At 73.7% G+C, this 13145-nt stretch carries 10 protein-coding genes; 4 read left to right on the top strand and 6 right to left on the bottom strand.

Going from position 1 to position 13145, the window contains the following annotated elements; genetic code table 11:
- Positions 1-109: 109 nt before the first annotated feature.
- The 3 genes from OG310_RS15185 to OG310_RS15175 form a co-directional block, all read right to left on the bottom strand.
- Positions 110-598, bottom strand: a complete 489-nt coding sequence (locus OG310_RS15185; protein ID WP_329456412.1) for a nuclear transport factor 2 family protein — start codon at positions 596-598, stop codon at positions 110-112.
- Entirely contained in the window at positions 595-1464 is an 870-nt protein-coding gene (folP, locus tag OG310_RS15180; protein ID WP_329456411.1) for a dihydropteroate synthase, read from the bottom strand. Before folP ends, OG310_RS15185 begins: the two co-directional genes overlap by 4 nt.
- A gap of 95 nt (positions 1465-1559) precedes the next feature.
- The gene (locus tag OG310_RS15175; protein WP_443078852.1) at positions 1560-3458 is read right to left on the bottom strand and encodes a phosphatidylglycerol lysyltransferase domain-containing protein; all 1899 of its coding nucleotides are present in this window, start codon (positions 3456-3458) and stop codon (positions 1560-1562) included.
- 369 nt (positions 3459-3827) lie between these two features.
- On the opposite strand from OG310_RS15175, the gene OG310_RS15170 reads away from it, so the two are divergent.
- Positions 3828-4940 (top strand): alpha/beta hydrolase, encoded by a 1113-nt coding sequence (locus OG310_RS15170; RefSeq protein WP_329456409.1) that lies wholly within the window; start codon positions 3828-3830, stop codon positions 4938-4940.
- A 411-nt stretch (positions 4941-5351) separates the two neighbouring features.
- A complete protein-coding gene (locus OG310_RS15165; protein ID WP_329456408.1) occupies positions 5352-6608 on the top strand; it encodes a hypothetical protein in 1257 nt (418 codons plus the stop codon).
- A 91-nt stretch (positions 6609-6699) separates the two neighbouring features.
- Here the strand turns inward: OG310_RS15165 and OG310_RS15160 are convergent, their stop codons facing one another.
- Both OG310_RS15160 and OG310_RS15155 read right to left on the bottom strand, forming a co-directional pair.
- Positions 6700-7857: an NADH-quinone oxidoreductase subunit D gene (locus tag OG310_RS15160; RefSeq protein ID WP_329456407.1), complete on the bottom strand. Its 1158-nt coding sequence runs from the start codon at positions 7855-7857 to the stop codon at positions 6700-6702.
- Between the two features lie 282 nt (positions 7858-8139).
- The gene (locus OG310_RS15155) at positions 8140-9378 is read right to left on the bottom strand and encodes an SAM-dependent methyltransferase (RefSeq protein WP_329460197.1); all 1239 of its coding nucleotides are present in this window, start codon (positions 9376-9378) and stop codon (positions 8140-8142) included.
- Between the two features lie 107 nt (positions 9379-9485).
- On the opposite strand from OG310_RS15155, the gene OG310_RS15150 reads away from it, so the two are divergent.
- A complete protein-coding gene (locus tag OG310_RS15150; protein WP_329456406.1) occupies positions 9486-10685 on the top strand; it encodes a sensor histidine kinase in 1200 nt (399 codons plus the stop codon).
- A gap of 335 nt (positions 10686-11020) precedes the next feature.
- Positions 11021-11710 (top strand): response regulator transcription factor, encoded by a 690-nt coding sequence (locus OG310_RS15145; protein ID WP_329456405.1) that lies wholly within the window; start codon positions 11021-11023, stop codon positions 11708-11710.
- A 74-nt stretch (positions 11711-11784) separates the two neighbouring features.
- Here the strand turns inward: OG310_RS15145 and OG310_RS15140 are convergent, their stop codons facing one another.
- Positions 11785-13083 carry a threonine aldolase family protein gene (locus tag OG310_RS15140; RefSeq protein WP_329456404.1) on the bottom strand — a complete coding sequence of 433 codons (1299 nt, stop codon included), beginning with the start codon at positions 13081-13083 and terminating at the stop codon, positions 11785-11787.
- Positions 13084-13145 lie beyond the last annotated feature (62 nt).

Below are 13145 nucleotides of genomic sequence, written 5' to 3'. Positions count from 1 at the left end.
TACCGTCGGGCCCGGACAGCTCCCGCTCGCGGGGCCCGTCGGTAGCCGGGGGTAGCGGCGCCCCTACCCCGTGTCCAGGGCAGCCAACCCCTCGTAGCCGCCTACCCACTCAGGCGGGTGGCTCGTCCGACTCGTCCTGGTCGGTTTCGGCCAGCACGGGTGACGCGTGGTGCGACCACAGTTTCCAGCCACCGTCCGTGCGGCGGAACACGTTCGTCGCCACGACCAGCTGGCCCACCAGGGGGCCGAGGTCGGAGCCCTCCTCGGCGGGGGCGCCGCTCAGGATGTTCTCCGTGCAGGTGACGAGAGCCGTCGGGCCGGCCACCGCGATGGCGACGTCCGTCAGGAAGAACTGGATGTACTCGGTGTTCGCCATGATCAGCGCGTACGAGCGCAGCACCTCGCCGCGCCCCGTCAGCACCGGCCAGCCGGGGTGCACGCACGACGGGGTCACGTCCTCCGCGCCGTCGTCACCCTCACCGAGCCAGAGTGCCGACAGGGCCTCCAGGTCGCCGCGCTCCATCGCCTCGTAGAAGGCGGTGTTCGCCCGGTCGACGAGTTCGCTGTCCTCGGACGGTGCCCCGCTGTCCTCACTCACCTGGCCGCACCCTCGATCGCACGGGCGACCCGTACCGCGTCGGCCGTCGCCCTCACCTCGTGCACCCGCACCGCCCAGGCGCCGTTCGAGGCGGCGATCGCGGAGACCGCGGCCGTCGCCGCGTCGCGTTCCCTCGCGGGCGGCGGCGCGCCCTCGTCCCCGGCGAGCACCCGGCCGAGGAACCGCTTGCGGGAGGCGGCGACGAGGAGGGGCCGGCCGAGGGCGCGCAGTTCGTCCTGGCGGGCCAGCAGCTCCAGGTCGTGCCCGGCCTGCTTGGCGAAGCCGAGGCCGGGATCGAGGATCAGCAGGTCGGGGCTGATCCCACCGTCGACCACCGCGTCCATCCGGGCGCGCAGTTCGGTGACGACCTCGCCGGCGACGTCCTCGTACACGGCGCGGCTGTTCATGCCCTCGCTGAAGCCCCGCCAGTGCATGACGACGAACGGGACGGCCGCCGCCGCGACCACGGGCACCATCGCCGGGTCCGCGAGGCCGCCGCTGACATCGTTGACGAGGACGGCGCCGGCCTCGACGGCCCGCTCCGCGACGCTCGCGCGCATGGTGTCGACGGAGACGGTGACGCCCTCGGAGGCCAGGCCCCGCACGACGGGCAGGACGCGCCGCAGCTCCTCGTCCTCGTCGACCCTGCTGGCGCCCGGCCGGGTCGACTCGCCGCCGACGTCGACCAGGTCGGCGCCCTGTGCCACAAGTTCCATGCCGTGCTTGACGGCGAGTGTCGTGTCGAAGAACCGGCCGCCGTCGGAGAAGGAATCGGGGGTGACGTTGACGACGCCCATGACGGCGCACCGGTCCCAGTCGGGCAGCCCCTGGACCGTGCCGCGTCCGCGCGTCGTCGTCTTCCTCATGCGTCCCACCCTAGAGGAGGGGGCGGCACGCCTCTCTTCGCAGCTCCGGGCGGGACGCACCGCTCCCTGGCCCGGCGCGGCCCGGGCCGGGGCGGTCAGTCCCGGGGGCGCCCCTGCTGCCTCGGGCGGCGGGCCGGGGGTGTCCGGTCCGTGGGCCCGGCGGGCACGGGGACATCGCGAGCCGGACCGTCCTGGGGCTCCGCGCGGCCCCCGGGTCCGGCCGGGACGTCGTCGTCGGCCCGGCGTGTCGCGTGGGAGCACGGCTCCGCCTCCGCCACCCGGGCGAATCCGCGCGGCGGCAGCGTGAGGAAGCCCTCCGCCTGCATCGCGGCGAAGCCGATCCTCGGCAGGTCGCGGCTCGTGGGGAACACCAGGAAACGGGGCTCCCAGCGGGGCTGGAACTTCGCGTTGAAGCGGTACAGCGACTCGATCTGGAACCAGCGCGAGAGGAACACCAGCGTGCCCCGCCAACTGCGCAGCACGGGGCCGGCGCCGATCCGTTCGCCGCGCGCGAGGACCGAGCGGAACATCGCGAAGTTCAGTGAGGCGCGCCGCACCCCGAGCCCGTCGGCGGCCTGGAGCGTCGCCACGATCAGCAGCTCATTGAGTCCCGGGTCGGCGCTGCGGTCGCGGCGCATCAGGTCGAGGGAGATGCCGTCGTCGCCCCACGGCACGAAGTGCAGGACGCCCTTCAGGTCGCCGTACGGTTCCGGCGCGGCGGGCACCGGTCCGGTCGCGGACCCGCTCGCGTCCCCGTCACTCGCCTGCACGGGTGCGCGCCGGTGCGCGGTGGCGATCACCGCGTCGCCGTCGCCCGGGTCGCCGATCCGGCCGAGCGCCATGGAGAAGCCGCGCTCCGTACCGCTGCCCCGCCAGTCCGCCGAGGCCTTCCTGATCGCATCGAGCTCCGGCTCCGGCACGTCCCGTACGCGGCGCACGCGCGTCTCGTAGCCGGCGCGCTCCACCCGCTTGACCATCTGCCGTACGTTGCGCATCGCGCGCCCGCCCAGCGAGAAGTCGGCGACCTCGACGATCGCCTCGTCGCCGAGTTCCAGCGCGTCCAGACCGCTCACCCGCGTCCAGACCTCGCCGCCGGTCTCGCTGCACCCCATCACGGCCGGGATCCACGAGTGCGCCTCGGCCATCCGCAGGAACCGCTCGATCGCGCCGGGCCAGGCCTCCACATCGCCGATCGGGTCGCCGCTCGCGAGCATCACCGCCGAGACCACCCGGTAGCAGACCGCGGCCTTGCCGCTGGCGGAGAAGACGACGCCCTTGTCGCGCCGGAGGGCGAAGTGGCCGAGCGAGTCCCGTCCGCCGTGCCGGGCCAGCAGCTCCCGCAGCCGCAGCTCGTCGTCGGCGGTGAGCCGGGCCGTCGGCTGTTCGGGGCGCAGCGCCAGGTAGATGGTGGTCAGCGCGGTGAGCAGGCCGAGCGAGCCGAGCGTGTACGCGACGATGTTGTCCGTCGGGCCCCGGTAGGCGACCGGCCCCTCGAAACCGACCAGCCCGAACAGGACGTGCTCCAGGCGTTCGAGGAAGCTCGGGCTGCCGACCGTACGGTGCGGATGCGCGCTGACGACGATCATGCCGAGCCCGAGGGAACCCAGGCTCATCAGTACGAAGTTCGTCACGGCCGTCCACCGGCCGCGCGGGTCGGGCAGCGCGGCGAACTGCGTCCGGTGCGCGATCAGCGGGGCGAGCAGCAGCAGCGAGAGCAGGGCGCCCAGCAGCGAGTGCCGGTAGACGAGCTGCGCGAGCGCGCCGGCCGGGAGCAGCACCACGGCGGCCCGCCAGGCCCGCCGTTTGCGCCGCTTGAGGCCGTGCGCGAGGAACAGGAGCAGCACGCCGACGCTCACCGCGAGCGCGGCGGCGAACGGGCCGAGGGCGCCCGGCAGGACCTCGGCGACCGCGTGTATCCGGCTGTGCCGGAACCGGGGGAAGATGCCGGCCCCGAGGTCGACCAGCGCGATGAGCGTGCAGGCCGTGCCGGTCAGGGACGGGACCGTCCGGGGCGCGGGCCAGGGTGCCCAGCGCCGTGCCGTGCGGGTGGAGGCCCGGCTGCCCGTCGCACCGGCCGCGCCGTGGGTGCCCGCCGTGCGCTGCGTGGCGCTGCGCGCGCCGGGAGCGCCGTCAGGCGCCTTGCCGCTGCCGGCTCGGGCCGTCCCGGACTCCTCGCGTGGAACCAATACTGATTTGTCCCCATCTACCGGCACAGCCATCGCTTCCCAAAGTCGCCCGGTGATCGTGATGCTCAGTCCTCCGCCACCGAGCGGCGACCGGGACTGCATGCGTTTTCTATGACGGAGCTTTGAAGGAGCAGGTTCAGTCGACGGGGAAGTTCACCGAGGAGGGAACCTCAGACCATGGGTTTGACGAGCCACAAAGTCCTGGCCATCGCGGTATTGGCGGCCGTCGTGCTGTTCGCGGTCACCGTGTGGCGGTGGCCGCGTCTGGCGCGGCGCGGATGGAGACCTGTGTTCGGGCGGGTAGGACTGTTGTTCGCGACCCAGGCGGCGGTCTTCGCCGCCGTGGCCCTCTTCGCGAATCGGTCCTTCCTCTTCTACTCCTCCTGGGACGACCTGCTCGGGCGCGAAACGGGAATGGGCACCGTACTCGTGCACGACACGAATCCGTCGGGCGTGGTCGTCGCGTCGCAGCGCCCGGTCAGTGCCGACATACCGCGGGGATCTGATCCGGCGCGGAACGGTCTCGTACGGGAGACCGCCATCGCGGGCCCGAAAAGTCACATCGTCAGCTCGGCCTATGTGTACCTGCCGCCCCAGTACTTCCAGCCGGAATACGCGCACCACCTCTTCCCCGCCACGATCGTGCTGACCGGCTATCCGGGCGCGGCCAAGGCGCTGGTGTCCCGCCTCGACTACCCGGCCATCGCCAGGGCGCAGGCCGCGGCGCACCACATGGCGCCGATGGTGCTGATCATGCTTCGCCCGACCGTCGCGCCGCCGCGGGACACCGAGTGCGTCGACGTGCCGCACGGACCGCAGACGGAGACGTACTTCGCCCACGACATCCCGGACGTGATCACGCACTCGTACCGCGTCGGCCCGGGCCTGACGCACTGGGGGATCATGGGGGACTCCACGGGTGGCTACTGCGCGCTCAAGATCGCCATGCACCACCCCAACGACTTCGGCGCCGCCGTCGGACTGGCCGCGGACTACAAGGCGGCCGAAGACCCCACGACGGGCGACTTGTTCCACGGGGACGAGGCGCTCCGCCACCACGCGGACCTGGTGTGGCTGCTCCGGCACGAGACGCCGCCGTCGACGTCGATGCTCGTGACGAGCACACTGCACGGGGAGCGGAACCTGCCGGAGACACGGCGCTTCATCAAGGCCGTGAAGGCGCCCGCGCGCGTGTCGTCGATGATCCTTCCGAACGGCGGTCACAACTACAACACCTGGAAGCGCGAGATCCCCGCCGCGCTGGTGTGGCTCGGCCGGCGCGTGGGCTGAGGCGGGGTGAACGGGGCGGTGACGCGTGGCGGTGGCGTGTGGCGACCCGGCGGGGTGAAGAACTCCCGTCCGGGTGCGCGGAAAGCCCGTACGGGGAAATCCGGAAGTCGCGTTCCGCTGACTGCGGGACGTGCGTTGCGAGGTGGGGGGACACGCGTTTTCGCGGTGCGCGGGACGTGCGTTCCGAGGCGCGCGGGACATGCGTTCTCGCGGTGCGTGGGGACTTCCGCGACGGGGTGCCGGAGAGTTCGGTGCCTGCGGACTGGAGGGTTGTGCGCGGCGGGACGCGGGAATCGGGGCGCGGGCGTGCGGAGGAGTTCGCGAGGGCTCGGGTGAAGGTCCCGAAAACGGACCGGCAAAGTTGTCACTCCTTACACCCGTTCGGCCCATCGGGGGGGTAAATTTCGAGCCATGCCACGTGGACGCCACCGCCATTCCCCGCCCCTCCACAAACTCCTCCCCCCGAGCGCCGTCGCCGCGGTCGCCGTCGTGTGCGCGGGTGGCGTCTGGGCCGTCGACGATCCGCTCCTGCTGCGCGGACTCGCGGTGGTGGCCGGTGTCGCGGCCCTGACCGGCGCGGTGCTCATGCGCGGCTGGGACCGCGACGCGGGCCACCGGGTCGCGGAACTGACGCGCGCGCGGGAGAGCGACCAGTGGAAGACGGACGAGCGGGTCGCCGAACTGGAGGCCGACGTCGACGAGGCGCGGGAGATCCGCACCCGGCTCGACGGCAAGCTGCGGGCGAAGCGCGTCGAACTGGCCCGGCTGCGGGGCGAGCACGCGGCACTGCTGCGCCGGTACGCGACCGCGGAGACGGAGCGTGCGAGCGCCCTCGAAGGCCGCCGCAGGCTCGCGATCGCGGCCACGGTGACGCCCAGGGCCCTCGCGGCGGGCGGCACGCTCACACCGTCGGCGTACCTCATGGCGAGCAGGGCGCTGGACGAACTCGCGGCGAACGGCGCCCGGCAGACGGCACTTCCCGCTCCTCGCGAGCGGCTCGCGGTGGAGAGCGCCGCCCGGCGGGCGGACGACGCTCCGGCGGCCGGCGGAACAGACGCGGCGTCCCCGGCACCGGCCTCGGGGCAGCGGTCCGTGGAGCGCGCCGTGGCGGAGCCGGCCGAGCGGAGGACGGACGCCGGGCCGGCGGCCGAGGCTCAGGACCCGGCCGAGGGGCGGCCCGCGCTGCCCGCGCGGCGCGCCACGAGCCCGTCCGCGATCGTGCCGTACGCGCGCCGTACGCAGCACCGGCCGGAACAGCGGCCCGGTGGTAAGGGGTTCGACTTCTTCGGCATGCAGCACGGCGGCCGGGTACCTCCCGAGGGCTCCCCGGAAGCGGGCAGGGAGCATGCGGAGGCGCCGGAAGCGGACGACCGGCCGGACGCGGACGCGGGCGGCCTGCTGGACTCCGGCGCTCAGCGGGACGTGGACGCTCAGCGGGACCTGGGCGAGCAGCGGGACGTGGACGCTCAGCGGGACCTGGGCGAGCAGCGGGACGTCGACGATCAGAAGCGCGCCCTGGCCGATCGGCGGGGCCTCTCCGGTCAGCGGGACGCGGGCGACGGCGACGGCGGGCACGGGGACACCGGGTCCGAGGTCATCGACCTGACCGAGCACGACGACACCGAGCGCCTCGAAGTGCACGGCCTGCGCAGCGCGCTGGGCTCCTGAGCGGCCCGCCCAGGCGGACGGTCGCGGCCGAGGACGGCGGTCCGCCGGGCCGCTCCCGGTCCGACCCGTCCGCCGGGCCGGTGGCGGCCCGCTACTTGTCGATGTCGCCGACGACGAAGAACAGTGATCCGAGGATCGCCACCATGTCCGCGACCTGCGTGCCCGGCAGCAGTTCCGTCAGGGCCTGGATGTTGTTGAAGGAAGCCGAGCGGAGTTTCAGCCGGTAGGGCGTCTTCTCCCCCTTGGACACCAGGTAGTAGCCGTTGACGCCGAGCGGGTTCTCCGTCCAGGCGTACGTATGGCCCTCAGGAGCCTTGAGCACCTTCGGCAGCCGCTGGTTGATGGGTCCGGGCGGCAGGTCGGCGAGCCGGTCCAGACAGGCGTCCGCGAGCGCGAGCGCGTTGTGGGTCTGTTCCAGCAGGCACTCGAAGCGGGCGAGGCAGTCGCCCTCCTGCCGGGTCACCACCGTCAGGACGTCGCGCAGTTCGCCGTACGCGAGGTACGGCTCGTCGCGGCGCAGGTCGAAGTCGACGCCCGACGCGCGCGCGATGGGCCCCGTCACGCCGTACGCGCGCACGGTGCCGGGTGCGAGGACGCCGACGTCCCGCGTCCGGCCGCGGAAGATCTCGTTGCCGAGGACCAGGCGGTCGAAGACGTCCATCCGCGACCGTACGGCGGCGATCGCGTGGCGGGCCCGGCCCGACCAGCCCGCGGGCAGGTCCTCCTTCAGGCCGCCGACCCGGTTGAACATGTAGTGCATACGGCCGCCGGAGACCTCCTCCATCACGTTCTGGAGCTCCTCCCGCTCCCTGAAGGCGTGGAAGACCGGTGTGATGCCGCCGAGTTCGAGCGGATAGGAGCCGAGGAACATCAGGTGGTTGAGCACCCTGTTCAACTCGGCCAGCAGTGTGCGCGTCCAGACGGCGCGCTCGGGCACCTCCATGCCGAGCATCCGCTCGACGGCCATGACGACGCCCAGCTCGTTGGAGAACGCCGACAGCCAGTCGTGCCGGTTGGCGAGCATGATGATCTGCCGGTAGTCGCGCGCCTCGAAGAGTTTCTCCGCGCCCCGGTGCATGTAGCCGATGACCGGCTCCGCCTGGCGGATGACCTCCCCGTCGAGGACGAGCCGCAGCCGCAGCACGCCGTGCGTGGAGGGGTGCTGGGGGCCGATGTTGAGCACCATGTCGGTGCTCTCGGCGGCCCCGCCGATCCCGACGGTGGTGGTGGCGCCGGAGCTGTCGGTCATGCCCACAGTCTCGCAGAGCACGAGCTGAACCCGGGATTCAGGGGACGGACGCCGAGAGCCGCCGCCGGGTGGCGCCGCGCGCGCCTGCCGCGCGAGGCGACGCGGACCCGGGGACGGCCCGGGGACGCCCGCGACGGCCCGGCCCGTGCGGGCGGGTGCCTCCTGCCGGTCCGGAATGGTTCAGCCGGCTCCGTTCGGCCCGGCGGGTCCTGCCGGTTCGGTGCGTGCGATGCGGGTCGGGGCGCCCTGCCGGCCCGGCGGGTCCTGCCGGTCCGCGGTGGTTCAGCCGGCTCCGTCCGGGGCGCGGGGGCCGATGGGTCCGGACGGTTCGGCGAGTTCGGCGGTTTCCGCGAGATCGGCGAGTTCGGGGATGTCGGTGAGGTCGATACCGACCGGCTGGAGCAGCCAGGTGAAGTCGCCGAGGCCGCCGCGCGCGGTCAGCTCGGCCGCCTCGCCCGCGTCCGACAGCGCCCGCAGGTACCCGGCGGGGTCGGTGCGCGCGAGCGCGAGCGGCGGGCGGTCGCCGGTGACACCGAGGGCGCGCAGGGCCGTGCGCTGCGTCACGCGAACACTGCCCGGCGCGATCGCGTCCATTGCCACGTGCGAGGTCAGGTCGCACCCGCCGTCCGGTACGGGCCGCACCTCCCGGCCGTCGCGGAAGCCCGTCAGCGTGCCGTACGGCGGACGCGACGCGCGCACGTGCCCGTAGTCGACGGCGACCGCGAGACCCCGCGTGAGCGAGCCGGCCGCCCGCCGCCACGCCTCGTCGCGGGGCCGGCCGATCTCGGCGCGCGTACCCGGCCGGGCACCCGCGATCGGCCACCAGCGCGCCAGCCAGCGGGCGTCCGCCCCGGTCACGGGGGCGCCCGGTTCCTCGGTGCCGTCGCGCCGCACCCGTACGTACCGGGGCACGCCCTCCGCGTCGGTCTCGGCGACGTCCACGGGCACGTTGTCCAGCCATTCGTTCGCGAACAGCAGACCGGTCACGCCGGCCGGTGGTTCGGCGAGCCAGGCGACGCGGGGATCGAGTCCGGTGGGCGCGGGTGCCCGCTCGACGGCGTAGGTACGTACCGCCGTCCCGTACGGCGCCCACGACCCGACGGCATCGGTGGGTCCTGCCGTACCGGCGCCACCTGCCGAGCCGCCGGCCCCTTCCGTATCGGCCGCACCTGCCGTGCCAGTGGCTTCCGCTGTACCACTGGCCCCGCCGCGACCAGGGCCCCCGGTGAGCCCTTTTGCACGGGGCGCTCCCGCCGTCGGCCCGGTCACGTCCGTCGCTTCCGCCACCGCTGTGGCCAGTTCCCCGCGCCCGGCGGCCATGTCCACGAAGGCCGCTTCGGGGCTGCCGAGCGCGCGGGCCGTCGCGGCGAGCAGGCGCGTGACGGCGGCCGCGAACAGGGGGGACGCGTGCACCGAGGTACGGAAGTGGGCGGCGGGACGGGAGCGCAGGTAGAAGCCACCGGGCCCGTACAGCGCGTCCTCCGTCGCCTCGCGCCAGCCGCGCGCTCGGCCCTTGCGCATGTCCTCCGTCACGCGCCAAGTCTCCACCTTGGGGAGTACGCTTCCGCCGACCGGATCGACCCTCCGGTTGACCCCCTCGCCTCGTCCGCCTCCCTACGCTGGGTCACGTGCAGCGCCTCTACGATTTCGTCCGCAGACACCCCATGGGCGTCGACAGCTTCTGGGCTGTCGTCCTCCTCGGGGCCTCTCTGCTGTGGGCGGTGCAGGAGCAGACAGGGGTGGGCCCCCGGCTCTCCGCGATGCTGCTCGCCCTGCTGTTCGGGGTGGCGGTGGCGCTGCGGCGGGTGGCCGCCGGGGCGATGCTCGTGCTCGTCGCCGTGCTGGGCGTCGCACAACTCCTGCTGGACGTGCGGCCGGGGGTCGCGGATTTCGCCATGCTCGTCGCGATCTACACCGTGGTCGCGCAGGGCGGCCGGCGGTGGGCGTCGCGACTGGCGCTCGTCGGCGGGGTCGTCGCCGCGCCGATGTCACAGGTGCGCTGGCCGACGGAGGGCGTCAGCACTCCCGGCCGGGTCTTCTTCACGCTCGTCCTGACCGTCCCGTTCGTGCTCGCCTGGGTGCTCGGGGACTCGATGCGTACCCGTCGTGCCTACTTCGACCAACTCGTGGAGCGCGCGGCCCGGCTGGAGAAGGAGCGGGAGGCGCAGGCGAAGGTCGCCGTCGCGGCGGAACGCGCCCGCATCGCCCGCGAGCTGCACGACGTCGTCGCCCACAACGTCTCCGTGATGGTCGTCCAGGCGGACGGGGCCGCCTATGTGCTCGACGCGGCCCCGGACCAGGCCAAGCAGGCGCTGGAGACCATCTCCGGCACGGGCAGGCAGGCGCTCGCCGAGATGCGCCGGCTGCTCGGCGTCCTGCGGACCGGCGACGGCCAGGAGAGCGGCGAGTACGTGCCGCAGCCGGACGTCGAACAGATCGAGGTCCTGGTCGAGCAGGTGCGGCAGGCCGGGATCACCGTCGACTTCAAGGTCGAGGGCACTCCGCGCCCGCTCCCGACCGGCGTGGAGCTCACCGCGTACCGGATCGTGCAGGAGGCGCTGACCAACAGCCGCAAGCACGGCGGACCCGATGTGGGTGCGAGCGTCCGGCTGGTCTACTTCGACGACGGCCTCGGGCTGCTCGTCGAGGACGACGGCCGGGGCGCGGCGCTCGCGATGCAGGAGGACCGGGGCGCCGACGGACACGGGCAGGGGCTGATCGGCATGCGGGAGCGGGTCGGCATGGTCGGCGGCACGCTGGACGCGGGGCCGAGACCGGGCGGGGGGTTCCGCATCAGCGCCCTGCTGCCGCTGAAACCCGCGCATTGAAGCAGCGCGCCGGACCCGGGCGCCGGACCCGCGGAATCGGACTCGCGCGCCGGACCCGCGTGCGTCGGCCGGGCCCGGTCACCGGGATCCGCGTACCGCCGGGAAGCCCGGAAACCGCACACGGCGCACCGTGTACGGGGAGGCGGGGCAAGGCGAGGCGGTGCCGGGCCGGATCGCCCACCGAGACCTCGCAGACCTCACCGGTCTCGTGAACCTCACCGGCCTCGCACGACGACCGCACGACGACCTCGTCACGACGAGCCCGAAACGACCGCACCGAGAACGACGAGCCCGAAACGACCGCACCGAGAATGGGGACACCGCAGATGCCGCAGATGTCGGAGACACCGATCCGCGTGATGCTCGTGGACGACCAGGCGCTGCTGCGCACCGGTTTTCGTATGGTGCTCGCCGCCCAGCCGGACATGGAGGTCGTCGCGGAGGCCGGTGACGGCGCGGAGGCGGTCGAGATCCTGCGGACGACCACGGCCGACGTCGTCCTGATGGACGTGCGCATGCCGCGCCTGGACGGGGTCGAGGCGACCCGGCGGATCTGCGCCGGGGGACCGGACGCCCCGAAGGTACTCATCCTGACCACGTTCGACCTGGACGAGTACGCGTTCTCCGGCCTCAAGGCGGGCGCGAGCGGTTTCATGCTGAAGGACGTGCCGCCGGGCGAGCTGCTGAACGCGATCCGCTCCGTGCACAGCGGCGACGCGGTGGTCGCACCCTCCACCACGCGCCGGCTGCTCGACCGCTTCTCGCCGATGCTGCCGAGTGGCACCGCGGAACCCGAGCGCAAGGAGGTCGGGCGGCTGACCGAGCGCGAGCGCGAGGTGCTGCTGCTGGTCGCGCAGGGCCTGTCGAACGGCGAGATCGCCGGCCGGCTGTTCGTCTCGGAGGCGACGGTCAAGACCCATGTGGGGCGCATCCTCACCAAGCTGGGACTGCGCGACCGCGTGCAGGTGGTCGTCCTCGCGTACGAGACGGGGCTGGTCCGCGCGGGCGGCGGCGCGACGGGCTGAGCGAACCGGCCCCGGCCGGCCGCGCTGCCCCTGCTCACCCACTCACCCACTCACGCGCCGCCGTGCCCTGCCCGTTATGCACCCGGGCCCGGGCCGGCCGCGCGCCGCGCGAACTCCGTGGCCGCCTCCTTGACCTCGTCGGCGGTCCAGGTCAGGGCCGGGGCGCCCAACGAGACCTCCGTCATCGACACCCCGGGCGCGCCGCCGCCGGGCGACCACGCTCCGAACAGCGCGATCCCGGTGTCCTCGGCCTGGCTCACGGCGGCCTCCGTCAGCGTCTCCGCCTCGAAGGGGAGCCACACCTGGAACTCCTGCGTGTGCGGCGGCTCCGGATGTACGCGGAACCAGGGGATGCCGGGGGCCGCCGTGAACGCCTCCGCGATCGCCGAGGCGACCAGGCGCGCGTGCGCCACGTACAGCGGCAGCCGCGGCAGTACGTCGTCCAGCCCGGCCAGGGCGGACAGCGCGGCCGGAAACTGCTGGTAGAGGTTGCCGCCGTACCGGTGCCGCCAGGAGCGGGCCTCGGCGACCATGCTCCCGGGACCGGCGAGCACCGCACCGGACAGGCCCCCCAGGGACTTGTAGAACGACACGTAGACGCTGTCCGCGAGGCCCGCGATCTCGTGCAGGGGACGGCCGAAATGGGTGGTGGTCTCCCACAGGCGCGCGCCGTCGAAGTGCACCACCGCGTCCCGCTCGCGTGCCGCGTCCACGACGGCGGTCAGTTCGTCCCAGGACGGCAGGACGAAGCCCGCGTCGCGCAACGGCAGTTCCAGCATCAGGGTCCCGAAGGGTTCGCCGAAGGTCCGCACCTCCTCGGCGGTCGGCAGCCGGCGCTCGGTCGTGGGGTGGACCGTGCGCAGCCCGCTCACGGCGGACAGGGCGCCCTCCTCGTGCACCTCGGGGTGCGCGAGCGGGTGCAGCGCGACGACGGGGTTGCCGGTGCGGCCGGCCCAGGAGCGCAGGGCGGCCTGCTGGGCCATGGTGCCCGTCGGGAAGAACGCGGCGTCCGGGAAGCCGAGCAGCTCCGCCACGCGCGCCTCCAGCGCGGCGACGACGCCGTCCCCGTAGATGTCGGTGAAGTCGTCCAGGTCGTGGACGGTCTCCGCCGTCCGCGCCAGTTCGGCCATCCGTTCCCGCACAGTGGTGCCCCAGCCCTGGCGCAGCGTCCGCCGGGCGCCCGCGAAGGCAGCCCGCCGGCGGGCCCGGGCCGCCGCGTCGTCCGCGGGTCCCGAAGGGCCGCCGGGCGGGCCCTCACCGGGCGCCTCGGGAGCGGTCCCGGAAGCGGCTCCGGAGGGACCCTCCAACGGACCGCCCCCAGCGGCCGGGGAAAGGCCCGATGTACGGTCTGCCTGCTCGTTCTCGTCTGCCATGGAGCGCATCATCACCCGCCGGCCAAGGGCAGGCCAAGGCTTTTCCGGGGCCCGGGGTGGCC

It is taken from the genome of Streptomyces sp. NBC_01497, assembly GCF_036250695.1.
Classification (GTDB): Bacteria; Actinomycetota; Actinomycetes; order Streptomycetales; family Streptomycetaceae; genus Streptomyces.
Note: the sequence above shows the minus strand (reverse complement) of the source record. Positions and strands in the feature narration are given on the sequence as shown.